The organism is Streptomyces sp. NPDC002588, from assembly GCF_040295925.1.
Taxonomy (GTDB): domain Bacteria; phylum Actinomycetota; class Actinomycetes; order Streptomycetales; family Streptomycetaceae; genus Streptomyces.
In genome coordinates this window covers 210,892-227,254 of the sequence record NZ_JBEOWF010000010.1, presented here as the reverse complement: position 1 = coordinate 227,254, position 16,363 = coordinate 210,892, and the positions used below count along the sequence as shown (strand labels likewise).

15 protein-coding genes and 1 pseudogene are annotated in these 16,363 nt (G+C 70.9%); 13 read left to right on the top strand and 3 right to left on the bottom strand.

Annotation, left to right across the window (positions count from 1 at the left end):
* Window positions 1-116: 116 nt before the first annotated feature.
* From ABT057_RS14280 to ABT057_RS14250, 7 genes are read left to right on the top strand one after another with little or no spacing between them, the layout of a single operon-like run.
* A complete protein-coding gene (locus ABT057_RS14280; protein ID WP_352343116.1) occupies window positions 117-353 on the top strand; it encodes an HIT family protein in 237 nt (78 codons plus the stop codon).
* Window positions 350-1,387, top strand: a complete 1,038-nt coding sequence (locus ABT057_RS14275) for a phosphotransferase enzyme family protein (RefSeq protein WP_352343115.1) — start codon at window positions 350-352, stop codon at window positions 1,385-1,387. The genes ABT057_RS14280 and ABT057_RS14275 overlap by 4 nt, the downstream gene beginning before the upstream one ends.
* The gene (locus ABT057_RS14270) at window positions 1,371-2,750 is read left to right on the top strand and encodes an MFS transporter (RefSeq protein WP_352343114.1); all 1,380 of its coding nucleotides are present in this window, start codon (window positions 1,371-1,373) and stop codon (window positions 2,748-2,750) included. Before ABT057_RS14275 ends, ABT057_RS14270 begins: the two co-directional genes overlap by 17 nt.
* Entirely contained in the window at window positions 2,747-4,306 is a 1,560-nt protein-coding gene (locus ABT057_RS14265) for an NUDIX domain-containing protein (protein ID WP_352343112.1), read from the top strand. The genes ABT057_RS14270 and ABT057_RS14265 overlap by 4 nt, the downstream gene beginning before the upstream one ends.
* Complete coding sequence (locus ABT057_RS14260) at window positions 4,303-5,568, top strand: protein-L-isoaspartate O-methyltransferase family protein (RefSeq protein WP_352343111.1); 1,266 nt, start codon at window positions 4,303-4,305, stop codon at window positions 5,566-5,568. The genes ABT057_RS14265 and ABT057_RS14260 overlap by 4 nt, the downstream gene beginning before the upstream one ends.
* A 47-nt stretch (window positions 5,569-5,615) precedes the next feature.
* Window positions 5,616-7,013: an NUDIX domain-containing protein gene (locus tag ABT057_RS14255; protein WP_352343109.1), complete on the top strand. Its 1,398-nt coding sequence runs from the start codon at window positions 5,616-5,618 to the stop codon at window positions 7,011-7,013.
* Window positions 7,014-7,046: 33 nt separating this feature from the next.
* Window positions 7,047-7,508, top strand: a complete 462-nt coding sequence (locus tag ABT057_RS14250; protein ID WP_352343108.1) for a phosphotransferase — start codon at window positions 7,047-7,049, stop codon at window positions 7,506-7,508.
* A 128-nt stretch (window positions 7,509-7,636) separates the two neighbouring features.
* Here the strand turns inward: ABT057_RS14250 and ABT057_RS14245 are convergent, their stop codons facing one another.
* Window positions 7,637-8,953, bottom strand: a complete 1,317-nt coding sequence (locus ABT057_RS14245) for an MFS transporter (protein WP_352343107.1) — start codon at window positions 8,951-8,953, stop codon at window positions 7,637-7,639.
* An 89-nt stretch (window positions 8,954-9,042) separates the two neighbouring features.
* On the opposite strand from ABT057_RS14245, the gene ABT057_RS14240 reads away from it, so the two are divergent.
* The gene (locus ABT057_RS14240) at window positions 9,043-10,023 is read left to right on the top strand and encodes a winged helix-turn-helix domain-containing protein (RefSeq protein WP_352343105.1); all 981 of its coding nucleotides are present in this window, start codon (window positions 9,043-9,045) and stop codon (window positions 10,021-10,023) included.
* Window positions 10,024-10,027: 4 nt separating this feature from the next.
* On the opposite strand, the pseudogene ABT057_RS14235 reads toward ABT057_RS14240, so the two are convergent.
* Window positions 10,028-10,456: pseudogene (locus tag ABT057_RS14235) on the bottom strand (IS5 family transposase); the annotation flags it as partial.
* A 205-nt stretch (window positions 10,457-10,661) separates the two neighbouring features.
* Between ABT057_RS14235 and ABT057_RS14230 the strand changes: the two are divergent.
* The 5 genes from ABT057_RS14230 to ABT057_RS14210 all read left to right on the top strand — a co-directional run bounded on the left by ABT057_RS14230 (window position 10,662) and on the right by ABT057_RS14210 (window position 16,004).
* Window positions 10,662-11,774, top strand: coding sequence for a tyrosine-type recombinase/integrase (locus tag ABT057_RS14230; RefSeq protein ID WP_352343103.1), 1,113 nt, complete (start codon window positions 10,662-10,664; stop codon window positions 11,772-11,774).
* A complete protein-coding gene (locus ABT057_RS14225) occupies window positions 11,771-12,751 on the top strand; it encodes a hypothetical protein (protein ID WP_352343101.1) in 981 nt (326 codons plus the stop codon). The genes ABT057_RS14230 and ABT057_RS14225 overlap by 4 nt, the downstream gene beginning before the upstream one ends.
* A gap of 9 nt (window positions 12,752-12,760) precedes the next feature.
* Window positions 12,761-14,395, top strand: coding sequence for a tyrosine-type recombinase/integrase (locus ABT057_RS14220; RefSeq protein WP_352343099.1), 1,635 nt, complete (start codon window positions 12,761-12,763; stop codon window positions 14,393-14,395).
* Window positions 14,392-14,952 carry a hypothetical protein gene (locus ABT057_RS14215; protein ID WP_352343098.1) on the top strand — a complete coding sequence of 187 codons (561 nt, stop codon included), beginning with the start codon at window positions 14,392-14,394 and terminating at the stop codon, window positions 14,950-14,952. Before ABT057_RS14220 ends, ABT057_RS14215 begins: the two co-directional genes overlap by 4 nt.
* 104 nt (window positions 14,953-15,056) lie before the next feature.
* Window positions 15,057-16,004, top strand: coding sequence for an SMI1/KNR4 family protein (locus tag ABT057_RS14210; RefSeq protein WP_352343097.1), 948 nt, complete (start codon window positions 15,057-15,059; stop codon window positions 16,002-16,004).
* 78 nt (window positions 16,005-16,082) lie between these two features.
* On the opposite strand, the gene ABT057_RS14205 is transcribed toward ABT057_RS14210, so the two are convergent.
* Window positions 16,083-16,358 (bottom strand): hypothetical protein, encoded by a 276-nt coding sequence (locus ABT057_RS14205; protein ID WP_352343096.1) that lies wholly within the window; start codon window positions 16,356-16,358, stop codon window positions 16,083-16,085.
* Window positions 16,359-16,363: the final 5 nt, after the last annotated feature.

Genomic DNA, 16,363 nt, shown 5'->3' with positions numbered 1-16,363 from the left:
GGTCCGCGGGTACACCGTCGTGATCTACACCGGCCGTCATGTCGCCGAGCCCACCGAGCTGGACGAGGGGGAGGCGGCCGCGTTCCGGCGCGACGTCCTCGCCCCGGGGCCGGGCGGTGGAGGCGCTCTACGAGCCGCTGAAGATGAACTACCTACTGCTGGGGAACCAGATCCCGCACGCCCACTGGCACTGCGTTCCACGCCGCGAAGCCGGAACGGACCCGGCCCCGGGCGGGCCGCTGCCCTTCGAGGTGCTCGATCTCGGGCGCCAGGACGAGGAGCAGCTGCAGGCGGATACCCGAGCGCTGCGCCAGCTGCTGAACCCCACCGGCCGGTCGGGGGTGCGGCAATGAACGGCGCCGAGTCGGACGTGATGGTCGCGGCAGGGATCCTGACGCTGTTCTACCGGATCATCCCCACCGCGGTCGCCGAAAGTCCCGCAGGGACCGCGACCCGCAACTACGTCGCCCGGGACAGCGACGGAGCCCGATGGTTCGTGAAGGCCTACCCGGCGGGCACCGATCTGGACGCGGAGCGCCAGGCGCTGAAGCTCGGCCAGTTCGCACGGCTCGGCCGGATCCGGGTGCCGATGGTGCGGCAGACCCTCGACGGTGACCTCATCGCGGCCGCCGGCGGCATGGCAGTGTCGGTCGCGGCGTACGTCGATGACGCGCAGACAGCGGAGGGTGGCCTGTCCGGCGACCGGTGGGCCGCGGTGGGCGAGACCGTCGGACGCCTTCACCGGACCCTGGCCCGGGACCCGGCCGGGCCACCGCGCCGGGTGCCCGGCCGGGAGGTCTGCGATGTGAAACGGGCCCGGCAGCGCCTTGAACTGCTGCTCGCCCTCTTCGCCAAGAGGCCGCCCGCCTCGGGGTTTCCCGCCTGGGCGCGCGAGACCGCCGCCCGGCGGCTCGACGCGCTGCCCGCTGTGGCCGCCATGGTCAAAGGGCTGCCGACGTCCTTGACGGTGCAGACCGTCCACGGCGACCTGGCCTCGCCCAACCTGCTCCTGCGCGGACGGCAGGTCGCGGCGCTGATCGACTTCCGGCCGCCCGGTCACCGCAGCCCCGCCTGGGAGCTCGGGCGGATCGTCCTCGACCCGCGCACCGTCCTGGCAGAGCCGCAGTGGGCCACGGGCCTGGCCGAAGCTGTCGACGCCTACCGGGCAGCCAACCCGGCGCTGCCCGCCGAAGAACTCCTCGCCGTGACCCCCCTCGCCGCCGGGTACCTGGCCTGCTCGGTGTATCCGCTGTCCGAGGCCGTCGACGACCCGGCCGCCGTCACCCCCGAACTCGAGGCGTACGGCCACAACCGGCAGGCGGCCATGGCTGAGCTGTGCGAGCGCCTGCCGGAAGCCGAGGAGGTGCTCCATGACCTCCTCCACTGACCCCTCCTCCCCCGGTGCCCGGCCTTCGCTTTGGCGGCACCGCGACTTCCGGCGCTACTTGACCGGGCAGGCAGCCAGCGTGACCGGCAGCTCGATCAGCACCATGGTGATCCCCGTGCTGGCGGTGCTCGATCTGGACGCGACCACCGCCGAGGTCGCCTGGCTGACGTTCCTGGGCCAACTGCCGCCCGCACTGCTGGCCTTGCACGCCGGGGCCCTCGCCGACCGCCACTCCAAGCGGAAGCAGATGATCACCGGCGACCTGGTCGGCGCCGCCGCGCTGGCCAGCGTGCCGGTGGCGGCCGCGCTGGGCCGGCTGTCCCTGACCCAGCTGATGGTGGTCGCGGCCGTGCAGGGCGCGGCGGGGGTGCTGCACGATGCTGCCGCGATCAGTCTCCTGCCCGGCCTGGTCGACCGGTCACTGCTCCAGCGGAGCAACAGCCGCATCGGCGGCCTCTTCGCCGTCGCCGCCACTGCGGGCAGCAACCTCGGCGCCGCCCTGACCGCGTTCCTCGGACCCGCCCGGGCCCTTCTCGGGGACGTCCTGTCCTACCTCGTCAGCGCCTGGTGCACCGCCCGCATCCAGGCCCCCGAAAGCCCCCGGCCGGCAGTGGAAGGCCGTCGGCTGCACACCGAGATCGGTGAGGGCCTGCGCTACGTGAACGGCGACCACCGGCTGCGCACTCTGACCCTTGTCAACGCCACGACGTCGTTCGCCCTGGCGCTCCTCAATACCTTGTGGGCGCTGTACCTGCTCCGGTCCCTCGCCCTGGGCCCGACCGTCTTCGGCGTGGTCCTGGGACTCGGAGCCCTGGGCGCGGCGGCGGGTGCTCTGGCCGCCCCATCGCTCGCGGCGCGGTACGGGCCCGGGCCGATGATGCTCGCCGCGCTCGCGATCACCCCGCTCACCCAGGTCCCTCTGCTCCTCGCCTCCCCGGGCCTGGTCTGGCAGTTCGCCATCGGTGCCACTCTGTTCCTTCAGCTGGCCTGTGCCGGGGCCGCGGGGACGACCCAGCGCACCATTCGCCAGGTCATCACCGCCGACGGTATGCAGGCCCGGATGCAGGCCGTGAGTACCTGGCTCACCTCCGGCGGGCGGCCGGTGGCCGCGCTCCTCGCCGGCGGGCTCGGCACCTGGATCGGTGTGCGCCCCACCCTGATCGTCGGCACCTGCCTCCTCGTCGTCCCCCTCGTGGTCCTTTACCGCTCCCCGCTGCGCAGCCTGCTGGACATGCCTGGCGCACCCACCGTGGCTCCGCCTTCAGCCGAGGCCGTCACACCCCCGACGCCGGGGCCGATCGTCCCCCATCCGTCAGTCGCCGTGGATGTGCGGCACGACCGCTCTTGGGAAGGCGGGCCGTGAGCACGAACCCGGACACGGCCCTCCCGCCCGTCCCCTACTGCCTGCCCTCCAACGTTCGAGGTGATCACGTGCCGCCCTCCCGCTCTCATATCCGCGCGACCATCGAGGCCTATCTCAGTCGGCACGCCGAGGAACGGGACGCTCCAGAAGGGTTGCTGGCTGCCCTGGACGGCACCGGGGAGCCGTCCAGCCGCGCCCCGCTGCCCGGTCACGTCACCTGCAGCGCCGTGGTCATCGACCGCGACCGGCGGGTGCTCCACATCGGGCATCGGGTGACAGGGCTGCTCCTTTGCCCAGGCGGCCACGTTGAGGCGGGTGACCGTACGCTCCTGGCCGCGGCCGTGCGCGAGGTGTACGAAGAGGCCGGGCTGCACCCCGGCGACCTATGCCTGACTCCGCAGTTCCTCGACGAGCCGATCGACGTGGACGTGCATGACATCGACGCCAATGCGGCCAAGGGCGAGCCCGCTCACCAGCACTTCGATGTCCGCTTCGCGTTCTGCCTCACCGCCGAGCAACCGCCCACGCTCGCTCTGCAGGACGAGGAAGTTGCCGGGGCCCGGTGGCTCTCGTACGCCGACGTGCGGTCCCCGACGCTGCGGGCCAAGCTCATGGCCGCCGAGGCGGACGGCCTTGATGGGCGCCCGGAGCCCGTCAAGGCGAGCACCTTGATCCATGACGGGGCCGGCCGGTATCTCCTTCATCTTCGGGATGACCGGGAGGGCATCTGGGAGCCCTGGGTGCTCGCCCTCCTCGGCGGCGGCCGCACGAGGGACGACGCCTGTCTCAAAGCGACGCTGCGACGTGAGCTTGCCGAGGAGGTGCCGGGTCTGGAGCCCGACGATCTAGTGCCGTTCGCCGTGGAGGAGGCGACGAGCGTCGACGGCCTGGCTGTGCCCATCAGCGTCTACGCCGGGCGCTGGAGCGGTGATGCCGAGGCGGTGGAACTCCGCGAAGGTGTCCTGCAGACGTGGTGCACCGTGGACAAGCTCGACCGGCTACGCCTGAGCCCCGGTCTCGGGGAGCTGATCCGGCGCCACGCCGCCGAGCAGCCCCCGGCCGAGGGACCGCCGGACGGCACCGGCCCGCTGGCCGACGAGGCTCCGCCGGGGACCGAGCTGCACATCGTTGGCGTGCACCTCCATCTCCAGGACGACCAGGGTCGGATCCTCCTCGGCCTGCGCCACCCGGACTCCGCGTATGCGCCGGACACCTGGCACTTCCTGGCCGGCCACTGCGAGCGGGAAACGGCGATCGACTGCCCGGTACGCGAAGCGAAAGAGGAAGCGGGCCTCACCATCGCACCCGAGGACGTCGATCTCGTCCACACGGTGCACCACGTCGACTCCCCCGACGCCCGGCCGAGGATCGCGCTCGTCTTCCAGGCCCGCTCCTGGACCGGCGACCCGGAGGTCCTGGAGCCCGACCGGTGCGTGGAGTGGCGATGGTGGAAGCCGCAGGACCTTCCGGCCGAGGTCGTGCCGTACACCCGCATGGCGATCGACGGAATCCTTCGGGAGCGCCCGTACTCCGAGCAGGGCTGGGGCGAGCGATGAGCACTCTGGACAACTGTCCCGCCGGCGGCCCGGTCGGCGGCCCCGCGCCGACGGATGCGGAAGCGGATCCGGCAGCCGCGCGGGCGGCGATGGTCGCCCGGCTTGAGAAGGAAGGGTCTCTGCGGCCGGGCCCGGTCCGCGACGCCCTTCTCGCGCTGCCCCGCGAAGTGCTGATGCCGCAGGCCTACGTACGGCGCAGCGGCCCGGGCGACGAGCCGCCACGGTGGGATCTGCTGGACTGGGCGGCGCCGCAGGACCGCCCCGAGCTGCTCGGGCTGCTGTACGGCGGGGCCAGTGTGCTCATCCAGCACGACGGGGAGCCGTTACTGAGCCGGGCGCGCGGGACGCGGTCGGGGGCGTCGATCACGTCGATGTCGACGGTGATGGGCCTGACCGTCGAGCTGCTGGAGGAGCTGGATCTGCGCCCGGGCCTGCGGGTGCTGGACGTCGGGACGGGCGCGGGGGTGACCGCCGCGGTGGCCTGCCAGGTCTGCGGCGACCAAGGGGTCGTCACCCTCGACCGGGACCGGCACCTCACCGACGCGGCCGCCGCCCGCCTGGCCGATCTCGGCTTCCGGCCCCAGGTAGCGTGCGGGCCAGGCGAACAGGGCGTGCCGGGACGGGAGTTCGACCGGATCTTCGTGTCGTACACGGTGGAGTGCGTGCCAACGGCCCTGGTCGAGCAACTCGCGCCAGGCGGCAAACTGCTGGCACACGTGACCAGCGCGTCCCCGTCGTGGCCCGGACTCGCCGTCGTCGAGCGCACCGCAGACGGGCATGTCACGGCGGAGCTTCAGGCCGTGGAGTTCGCCCACCGGGCCGGGCACGGCATGACGCGGATCTGGCTCAACGAGGAGCTCCGGCAGCGCATGGCCACCGAGCCCGGCACGTGGACCCAGCGAAGCAAGCTGACGCCGCCCGCGGACAGCGACCGCGGCTTCTGGCTGGCGGCTGACCACCTCCTCGGAGGTTTGGTGCGGGACTTCGGCGCTGAGCACCTCGCGATCGCCGCACCCAGCTGCGGATCCTGGATGCGCGCGGAGCCGGTGGGCCACCAGGGCTGGAACGTCACCGTCCAAGGGCCGCGGGACATCTGGAAAGAGATCCACGACCTCGCCGACCGGTGGCGGCCCGCACGCTCCCCCGACCGCTACCGCCTCTCCTTCGACACAGACGGCGGGCAGCGGGCCGCGTCCGAGTGCGGACGCCTGTCCTGGCAACTGCCCATCGCCCGCCCGCTTGATGAGGGAACCACCTCGTGACCTACCCCGACGGGCCCCTTGCGGGCCTTGCACCGGAGGAGGAGGCAATGTTCGAGGGCGCGGCGTTGCCCTACGCCCGCCACCGCCCCGGCCTGCCGGACGCAGCGGTGCGCCTACTCGCCGACACGCTGCGGGGCCGTCCGTCCCCGGTTCTCCTCGACCTGGGCACCGGAACCGGACAGGTGCCCCTCGCGCTCCTGACCGCCGGCGCTGACCTGACGCACATCGAAGCCGTCGACGTCAGCCAACAGATGCTGCATCAGGCCAGGCAAGCCCTCACCCCCGTGCTCGGCCACTGCACCCTCACCCTGGTCCACGCGGCAGCCGACGCCTACGAGCCGCTCGCGACGCTGCCCGGCGAACCGGACTCCGGCCCGGACCTGATCACCTTCTGCCGGTCCTACCACTGGATGAACGGTGAGGCGGTCCTGGAAATGGCCGATCGGATCGCCACACCGGGTGCCGCAGTGGCGATCACGGGCGACGGGAGCCTGTGGACCCACGACGCCGACCGGACCCGTGCGCTGCGCGAACTGATCCAGCGCTACCTGGGCGCCGAGCACCGGGCGGGCACCCGCCGTTCCTACGCCGAGCCCCGCCGCTCCTACGAGGAGGACCTCGCCGGCTCAGCGTTCAACGACGTCACCGAACACCTCTTCCCGGTGACCCGCACCTGGGCGCCGCGGGAGGTACTCGGCTACCTGCGCGCCACGTCCTTCGCCGCTCCTGAGCTCTTCGCAGAGCGGCACCACGCGTTCGAGGAGGCCCTCACGCACACGCGGTGGACGGGTCCCTGGTCGAGGAAGCGAGTTCAGGGTTCTGCCCGCCCGGCGTCCGGAGGGAGCGCGATGAGCGGCGGACAGCGGCACACCGAGCCGGTGGACGTCCACCTGATCCTGCGCCGGGAGACCGCCGACGGGCCTCAGGTTCTGCTGTCCCGGCGGGCCGGGCAGGTGTACGCCGCCGGCCTGTGGCACCTGCCGTCGGGGCATCTGGACGGTCCGCATGAAGACGTGGTCACCGCTTTGATCCGCGAGGCACGGGAGGAGACCGGGGTCGTCACCGAACCGGCCGACGTGCGGTCCGCCGTGACCGTGCACCACCACAGCCCCAAAAGCGCCAGTCGTACCGGCCACTTCTTTGAGGTCCGGCAGTGCAAGGGCGAGCCCGAGATCGCCGAGCCGGATATCTACGACGCGATGGACTGGGCACCCCTTACCGCCCTGCCCGCCCCAATGGTGGCGTACTGCCGTGCGGGCCTGGACACCTACACCGCCGGCGCACGCCTCGCCGTGCACTTCCAACTGCCCGGCGACACCATCGCCTCCGACCCCTGTACCGACCGGCTGCGCATCGTGCCGGACGTGACCGGCCAGGCGTCCGGCGCCCATCCCGACGCCACGGTGGAGTTCACGGAGCGGGCAGTCGACCGGATCACACAGTGAACGGATACCTCACGGGCACGCGAGGAGAGCCACGTGTGGCGGGTCCACGGCGTCCAGAGCGCCACCCGGTACGTCAAGGTCCACCAGAGCGAGCGGTTCCACGGCCGGGAAATGCGGGGGCTACGGACGTGGGCGCCGGAGCTGGGGGCGGCCGCGCCACGGCTGGTCACCGCCGACGAGACGCTGCCGACGGTGGTCCTCACCGCGGTGACGGGCCGCCCCCTGCACGGCACTGTCCTTGCTCCGGAGCCGGAGAGGGCGGTCCTCTACCAGATCGGCGCGCCGGCCCGCCGCATCCCTCAGTCCTCTCCCCCGCAGCCCGCTCCTGCCGGCAGCGGCCCGGCCGTGGCCAAGGCCGACCGGCACCTGGCCGGGGCGCGGCCTCATCTGCTCCCGGGTGATGAGGAGTTCGTCCGCGAGCTCGTCCGTCAGGCCGAGGACCTGCCACCGCTGGAGTGGGTGGAGACCCACGGAGATTTCCAGCTCCTTCATTAGGCAAGTCGACTGTCGGGTTCGAAGTTGTCGGGATTTTGGCCCAGGGATCTGGCGCAGTTCGGGGGCGGCGATCAGGCTGAGGGCCAAGGCGTGGCTGACGGGTGTGGTGGTGACTCGACCTGCGAGGGTTACTGCGCAGAAGGGCTACACGCATGCTGTTCGGTGCTGTTCTCTGATCCCGTTGAGTAGTTCGGGGCGGGGAGTGGGGAGGTAGGCGGGTGCCAGGTGAGTATCCAGCCGGCGGTAAGCGCCACCGCGCCGCCTGCCAGGGCGATTGCGCCGCCTGTTCCAATGCCTGCGGCCACCGCGCCCAAGCAAACCGGTCCGACGCCCTGTAGCGTCATGCTGCCGGAGCCGAGCAAGCCGAAAGCCTGACCTTGGCCGTCCTGCGGCAGGGCGTCCAGGAACGGGCGTTGCAGGCCGAGACCGTAGGCGTATCCGAGGCCGCTGAGCAGCAGCAGGCAGGACGAGAGGCCCACCCCGGGTTCGGCGGCGAAGCCGATCAGAGGCAGCCCCGCCAGCGCAGTCAACGGGACTACCAGTTGCTCCCGGGTGAGTGGCCGTAGGAGGCGGCCTACCAGCAGGTCACCGACGAGCATGCCGACCGGCAGACAGCCCATCAGCACCGCGTACCAGCCGGGTGCGAAGTTGCGTCCTCCGGCGTAGGCGACGATCAGGCCTTCCGCGCCCGCTACGAACGCGGGCGGTAGCCACTGGGCCAGCATCAGTCGTCGCACCGTGTGTCCGCGCAGCAGCAGGCCGGCACCGCGCAGGCTTGCCCGGACGGTCCCGCCATCGCCCCGAGCGCTGCCGGGTGTGCCGCCGAATTCTCCCGCCTGCAGCCGGGGTAGCCGGATGCGGACAGCGAGCGCGCAGCCGAGGTAGAGGGCGGCGCTGACCGCGAGCGCCCGGCGCGGGCCGAGTACCGCGACGGCCGCACCTCCCAGCGCCAGGCCGAACAATTGCGCGCCGGAGGCGGCGATGTTGTTCAGCGACCGGCCCAGTACATAGGCGTCGCCCTCCAGCGACTGGGCGACCAGCCGACTCGACGCGCCGTGAAACACCGGTGTGGCGAGGGCGACCAGCGCAACGACACCGAGGCTTGCCGCGATCGGCATCCGCACCAGGGCGAGCAGCAGGGCGGCGGCGCACGTCAAGGCGTAGCCGCCGGTGATGAGCGCGCGGGCCGGCAGCCGGTCGGCCAGTGAGCCCAGCAGCAGCGAGCCGAACAGCTGCGGGATGAAGCCGATGCCGAAGGCTAGTGCGCTCAGCAGCGCGGAGCCGGTGGCCGAGAAGACCAGCACCGAGAACGTGGTGATCCGCAGCGCGTCCGCAGTGATCGCGACGGTGCGGGTTGAGAAGAGCAGCCGGAATCGCGGCTCGGCCAGCACCTCCTGGTAGCTGGCACGGTGGTTGCCCTGCGCGGGCTCGGCGGTTGGGGTCATGACGCCCAGGCTCGCCGTGCGCCCACGCCACTCACCAATGATTCGTCGCTGGACGAATCTGAGCAGACGTCCTTCGGTAGCATGGCGCGGTGCTCCGCTTCGAAGTCTCCGTCGAGGACCTGCTGCGCAGCCGCTTCGCACTGTCGCCCGCGATGGACCTGTGCTTCCTGCTGCGCTCGCTCGCCGGCCAAGACAGGCCGCTGCCGCGAGCCTGGGCCGCCCGGCTCCTGCCGGCCTTTGAACGGCTTCGCCGCGAGAGCGAACTGAACGCCGCCCTCGCCCTGCACACCCCGCAATCCGGACCGAACTTTGTCGCCCCGCCCCCGCGCGGCCTCAACCAGACCTGGGCAGACGACCTGGCCATGATCCGGGCCACACCGCTGGACGCGGCCCGCCACGAAATCGCCACCAACGCGACCGGCCCGTCCGCCCGTGATCCCCGCGTACGCGCAGTGCTGGACTCGACGGACGCCGTCTCCAGGATCGCCGAGGCGATGGACCAGGCCTGGCACGAGCTGCTCGCCACGGACTGGCCGCAACTGCGCGCGATCTGTGAGCGCGACGTCGTGCACCGGGTGGGTGTGATCGGCGAACACGGATGGGTCACGACCATCGAGAGCCTGCACCCGAGCATCGCCTGGCAAGCCGGCGGTATCGAGATCGGCCACTTCCCTCAAGTCGGAACAGTCCGCCTCGCCGGCGACGGGCTCCTGCTGATCCCTTCGGTCTTCGTCGCGAATATCGCCGCCCACCTGGAAGACCCCTGGCCCAGGACCTTGATCTATCGTGCCCGCGGCACCGCCGCCCTGTGGGGCGAACAGGAGAGCGTCCCCCGACCGGACGCCCTGACCTCTCTGATCGGCCGGTCCCGAGCCCGGCTGCTGTTGGCGCTGGACGCCCCGGCCAGTACCAGCCACCTCGCCCGAAGCCTCGCCATGACACCCGGCGCGGTGGGAGACCACCTCGCTATCCTGCGAGGCGCGGGACTGCTCGTCCGCGCCCGGTCCGGACGGTCCGTGCTCTACCACCGCACCCCGCTCGGCGAGGCACTGGTCGCCGGTACGGGCTGAGGGCTCAGATCAGCACTGCTTTCTTGAGGCGCCGCCAGCAGATGATTGCGCAGCCGAGGGTGAGGAAAGCCTCGTGGATGTCGTCCCGTATCTCCCGGCGGATCCGCAGGCGGCGAAACCAGTGCAGGTGGGCGAACGCGCGCTCCACGACCCAACGTTGGGTTCCGAGGCCAGAGCCGTGCTCGGTGCCGCGGCGGGCGATGACCGGCTTCACGCCGAGGTCCCAGACGAGCCGGCGGTACTTGTCGTGGTCGTAACCGCGGTCTCCGAGGACGACGTCCGGGCGGCGGCGCGGTCGACCGCGCTTGCCGCGCACGGGTGGTACCGCTTGAAGCAGCGGGATGAGCTGGGTGACGTCGTTGCGGTTGCCGCCGGTCAGGGTGACCGCGAGCGGGATGCCGGTGGCGTCGGTAACCAGGTGGTGCTTGCTGCCCGCTTCTGCCCCGGTTTACCGACCGCAGGTAGTCCTGCCCGTGTTGTCCGTCTGGGACTGTGACCAGCACGTCCCAGACTTGTTTACCGACCGTGTCCGGGGCGTCTGTCATGTTCTGGAGTCGGTACGGAGGACGAGTGGCACGGCACGTGGTGGTTGGGGACTTGCGGGTCCAGCAGATCGAGCGGAAGGACGGGCGGCGGTCGTGGGGACGATCGTGTGGCCCGAGGGGACGGTGCACACGGAGGCGGACCGGTTCCTGCGTCTGCATGATGGTTCGGGAACGCAGAGGACGTACGCGTATCTGCTGGTGGACCACCTGCGGTGGCTGGAGCGGGAGTGCCTGGCCTTCGCTGCGGTCCAACTGCGGGACCTGGAACGGTACATGGGCATGGTCGGTGCCGAGGTCCGCATGCCGCTCGGCGAGCCGTGGCGGGTCGGCAAGCGCCCCTACGGCCGGTCCACGTTGTCGATCGCGGCGGCGTGTCTGAAGGGCTTCTACCTGCATCAGTCCTCCCTCGGTGTGAATGGGGAGCTCGGCAGGAAGCTCGATAAGTCGCGGCTGCCGTCGCGAGTGGACCGGCGCCGTTCGTTCCTCGGGCATGTGAAGTCGTCGCTGCCCACCAACCCGCTGGCGCCGAAGGGGCCGCACCGCCGGCATCCGAAGATGCTTCCAGACGGGGCGCGGGAGAGGCTGCTGGAGACGGTGAACGCCGCCCGGGACCGGCTGGTGGTCACCTGGCTCGCCGACGGCGGGCTTCGCATAGGCGAGCTCTGCGGACTCCACCTGGTCGACCTGCACCTGCGCGAGAACGCGGCCTGCGGCGAGTGCCGCGCCCCTCATCTGCACGTCTGCCACCGGCCCGGCAATCCGAACCGGGCCGAGGCCAAGCGCAAACCCCCCTGGCGGGTCGAACACGGAATCGTGACCGGCGGGTTGATCAAGCGGGTCAGCCCGGCGATGGTGCACACCTACTTCGAGTATGTCACCACCGAGTACCCGCGCGGCGCCGGGCACGGCATGCTCCTGGTCCAGCTGCACAGCGCCGATACCGGACAGCCGTGGGCTCCGGTCGGGGCCCGGCGGATGCTCGGCCGGGCCGGGAAGCGCGCCGGGCTCGGGCTGGTGAAACCCCATGCCTTCCGGCACTCGTTCACGTCCGCGGTTCTCGACGCCGCCGACGGCAACCTGTTGATCGCCCGGGATGCTGGCGGCTGGGCCTCGGCCGCGATGGTGGATGAGGTCTACAGACACGTCGACGTCCACGACCCGGTCTTCGACGCCGCCCTGCGCACGGTCTGGGGTGAGACGAAGTGACAACGCCATGGCTGCTGCCGCAGCAGGATGCCCGCACGCGACGGGACCGGCTGGAGGTGCTCACCGCGCTGATCAACGGGCCCGAGTTCGACCCGGCGCTGCGCGGCGGGGTGCTGAAGATCCCGCCGACGCACCCGGTCTATCCGTGGAGCTGCACGGTCGTCGACTGCGCGCGGCCCCGCTGGCGGCGCTACGCGATGTGCTCGGTGCACGCCGAGCAGTGGCAGGAGGCGGAGGCGCGCGGCATAGGCCGGGCTCAGTTCTTGCGGACCGCGCAGCCGCTGTCGGCCACGGAGATGCCGGAGGCGATGATGTGCCGGATCTGCCCGCAGCGTCCGGCGTTCAGCCTGCAGCTGGTGCTGTGCTTCCGGCACCGCAACCGGTGGCTGAGCCACCTGAAACGGCACCCCGGCGGGGGCGAGGCGGAGTTCGAACGGTGGCTGGCCGACCAGCCGTCGCTGCCGGGCTACGGTGAGTGCCTCGCGGACGTGTGCGACGAACTGGCCGCCTCGCCGGTGGGGCTGTGCGGCGCGCACGAGCGCGGCTACACCCGGGCCGGGCGCCCGGGCGGGGCGAGGCTACCGAAGAACTTTTTCGCCACCTACGAGCGTCGTGATCGCCCTGTCCCGGTGACCTGCGAGGACGACGTCGCCTTCCGGGCCTGGTGCCGCGCACAGCTGCCGGTTCACCGCACCGGAACGGTTAACCTGAGCGGGCTGCGGCCCTTGCTGCGGGCGGAGTTGCAGTGGGGTATGTATGTCCACGGCCTGCAGACCGTCGCTGTGTGGCACCTGACGTGGGTGCAGTCGCTCGCGGACGAGTGCCAGCGCCGCGACGTGGCATCCCTGGCCGGCCTGGATGCGTCCGTCTTCCGCCGCGTCTACCACCAGCGCATGGTCCAGGAAATGCAACAGGCCCTGCGGAAGATCTATTTCACCCCCTCCGAGACCCGGGATGCCGGCTATATCGAGACTTAGCACTTCGGGGTGCGCTTCTCCCACCGCTCCAGCTACGTCGACCTGACCTGTATCTCCCAGCGGTGGCTGCGCGACCTCTTGTGGGAGCACATCGCCGACGTGCTGCGCTCGCCCACCTGCCCTCGCAGCGCGCAGCCGGTGGACTTCGTGCGCCGCGCCGGCGCCGAACTGTCCGCGTTCTTGGAGGTGGAGGCGCCGGGTGGCGGCCACGACCCGTCCGTTCTGCGCGGCGAGCACGTCCACCGCTTCGTCGCGGACCTGCGCAACCGCGAACGCCTCGGCCTGGCCTTCCGCGGCCAGGCCCGCCTGGACGGCAAAAGGGCGAAGGTCACCGAGAACTCGCGCCGGATGGTGTTCAACTACGGCCGGTCTCTGCTGCGCGGCGCGCTGGACCGCGGCAGCGCCGAGAGAATCGGCCTGGACCGCGCCTTCATTGCCGCCATGCCGGTTGGCGGCCCGGGCACGCCCCGCAGCCGCAACCCCTTCCCCGACGAGGTCGCCCGGGCGCTTGCGGACGAGGCCAACCTGCGGCAGCTCGCCAACGGCTACGACCCGCACGACCGGGGCCTGAGAGATATGTGGGAGACCATCATCGTCACCGGCCGGCGTGCCAGCGAGGTCATCCAGCTCCGCCTGGACTGCGTCGGCCACTACGGCGGGCTGCCCCTGCTCTGGCACGACCAGACCAAGGTCGGCAACCTGAACACGGCCGTCCGCATCCCCGACCATCTCCTTCACCGGCTCGAAGAACGCCGCCAAAAGACCCTGACCCACTACGCCGACCGGCACGCCGGCCGCCCACCCGCTGCTGCCGAGCGTGCCCATCTGGCCCTGTTCCCCACCGACATCCTCAACCCCGACGGCCGCCGCGCCCTGTCCTACACCTGGTTCCACACCGGCTTCCGCGCCTGGATCGCCGAGCTTGACCTCGGCGGTCACTACGTCGCCCACCAGGCCCGGCACACGCTGGCCACCCGGCTGCTGCGGCACGGCGCGAGCCTGACGCACATCCGCCGCTACCTCGGCCAGGTCTCCGACCGCATGGCCGAGCACTACGTCCACCTGACCCAGTCGGACCTGGACAACGTCCTCCAGCACGTGTGGGTCACCGGACCCGGCACCATGAATCCCGGCGAACTCCTCACCAGCGACACCACCCCGCTCACCCGCGAGCAGGCCCAAGCCCCGGCCATCGACCTCTCTCGCCGCAGCACTCCCGCCGAGGGCGGGTTCTGCACCGTCCAGCCCGTCGTGAACGGCGGCGCCTGCCCCTTCAACCTCGACTGCCACAACTGCGACAAGTTCGTCCTGTCCGGCGCCGACCTCCTCTATTGGCGCCGCAAACGGGAACAGTGGCGGCTGCTGGCCGAAGGCGCCCCCGACGACGCCACCGCCGACTACCTCCACCGCTACTTCGAACCCACCGCCCGCGCCATCAACGGCCTGGAAAAGGTCCTGGCCAGCCTCGGCCTCCTCGACGATGCCCTCGCTCTTGACCTGCGCAAACCCCAGGACTACTGCAACCGCGTGTGGTCCACCGCTTTCCGCGCCGCCGATCTCGCCGACGCGGGCACCGAGGAGGGCAGCGAGTACAGCGATACATGCACGACCGAGGACACCGACCCCGAACAGGACGTCGCATGAACACCGTCCCCGAACCCCGCACCGCCGCTGCCCTGGCAGCCCGCCGCAGCAAGACCGAAACCGCCCTCCTGCGGGTCCGCGAGTCCGTCGCCCGGCGGGCAAACGTCTCACGCACCTTCCTCCATGCCAACCCCGAGGCCCGGGCCGCCATCGCCACAGCGCTAGCCGAGGCCAGTGAACGGCGGTCCCGGAAGCTTGCCGAACAAGACGACGAGCGCGAGGCGATATGGCGCGAGCGCTCGCTGAACGCCGAGGACGCACTCAAAGCCGCCCAGACCGAGATCCTCGCCCAGCGCATCCGCATCGGCGAACTCATGGGCCAAATAAGGGACTTGCAAGCCGAGTGGACCGAGGAATCCATCCAGCGGATCACCACCGAGAACACCACCCTCAGGCAAAGGGTCCGCCAACTGGCCGCCGACAACCGCACCCTCGACGAGCGGCTCAAGGCCGCCCGCTCCAACCTCCGCTTCCAAGACCGCCGCGTCGCCGACCTTGAAGCCCAGATCGCCGCCCCGGGATCAGCGCCGTTCTCAGGAGACCCCACAACCGCCTGACCCGCCCCGCACGGCAGGACGCGCGCACCACCTGCCGGTGAGCGCGGACCCCCTACTGTGTGAGGGGGACCGTCCTCCATCCGACGAGCAAGGAGCATCAGGCTGTGAAGGTCGAAATCCAGCCGGACGTATGCGACATCGCCGCCCAATTAGGGGCAGGCGTTCCCTACGCGCTGAAGGTCCTGGCAGGCCAGCTGGCCGACGACCCTGACATGGGCCGGCCCTCGAATCTGCCCGGTGTCCTGAACGTGACGGTTGACGGCGCCATGTTCGAGGATTGTCCTGACCTGTCCGTCGGCTACATCCACGAGCCGGACCGGATCGAGATCCGGTTTCTGAGAGCGGCTTCCTCCACCGAGCCCTCCACGGACGCGCGCGACCAGGAGCAGGGCCGAGGCCAGGACCAGCCTGCCGACCCTGCCATAGCCGCGGTCACCGTACGGGAGGTCGCCGATGCCTGGCGGCGCATCACCGGCTGGCTGAAGCACAACGCCCCCGACTCATACGCTGCACTCCGCGCCGGCGCCAGTCCCGCCGCCATCGCTGCTCTGGAAGGCGAGCTCGGCATCCGGATACCCGTCGAGCTGCACGTCCTGTGGCTGCTGACCTCGGGCGATGACGGTGGCAATGGCTGGGGATGTCTCCCGGGCAATAGGGCTCTGATGACCCTGGACGCCGTGGCCGCCGCCTACCGGCTGAAGATGGACACCCAGGCTCACGAGGACACCTTCAATACCGATCGCCCCGAGGAGGAGCGGATCAGCGTATGGAAGGCAACCCGGATTCCGGTTGTCGCTCTGGGCCCGGCTGACAGCACCTCGGGCCTGTACCTGGACGCCGAGACCGGTTATCTGGGCCGGTGGTCCCGCTACAACGAAGGTCCTGGTGAAGTACTCGACACCCTGGTCACCTACCTGGAAGGGGCTGCCGACATGCTCGAGGCCCCCGCCCTGGCCACGGGGGACAAACCCGGCCTGATCGGTGGGGCGCTGGTGTGGCTCAGCAGTATCGACCCGGTACAGGAAGACCAGTGGCAGCCCCTGACCGGCTGACCACGTATGAGATGGGGGGTCAGCCCCGCAGGCTGGCCCCCCCCATCTCGGCCTTCACATGCTGGCGCTCGGGCTACGTCAGCCGATCTTTTTCCACGTGCAGGTAGTCGCGGTCGACGTGCAGTGCTCGAAGCCCGGAAGGGTCAGGAAGAACCCGTCACCGTCCAGCATCCGCCACGCAGGGGCCGGGAATCCGCTGAACGCCTGCTGATTCTGCACGCTCGGGATCGCCGCACGCCCGCACCGCTCCGTGCCGCTTGGCCCGTTCGTTGCCGTGCGGGTGTCCGCGAGGATGCCGAAGTTCGCAGAGCCGTCGCCCATCTTGTCGGTGAACAGCTGGGCGCCAATCTTCACGTCCT

Coding starts and splice junctions, on each gene's coding strand:
- ABT057_RS14215 (WP_352343098.1), top strand. CDS start 14,392: ATGAACACCGTCCCCGAACCCCGCACCGCCGCTGCCCTGGCAGCCCGC.
- ABT057_RS14255 (WP_352343109.1), top strand. CDS start 5,616: ATGTTCGAGGGCGCGGCGTTGCCCTACGCCCGCCACCGCCCCGGCCTG.
- ABT057_RS14270 (WP_352343114.1), top strand. CDS start 1,371: ATGACCTCCTCCACTGACCCCTCCTCCCCCGGTGCCCGGCCTTCGCTT.
- ABT057_RS14245 (WP_352343107.1), bottom strand. CDS start 8,953: ATGACCCCAACCGCCGAGCCCGCGCAGGGCAACCACCGTGCCAGCTAC.
- ABT057_RS14260 (WP_352343111.1), top strand. CDS start 4,303: ATGAGCACTCTGGACAACTGTCCCGCCGGCGGCCCGGTCGGCGGCCCC.
- ABT057_RS14275 (WP_352343115.1), top strand. CDS start 350: ATGAACGGCGCCGAGTCGGACGTGATGGTCGCGGCAGGGATCCTGACG.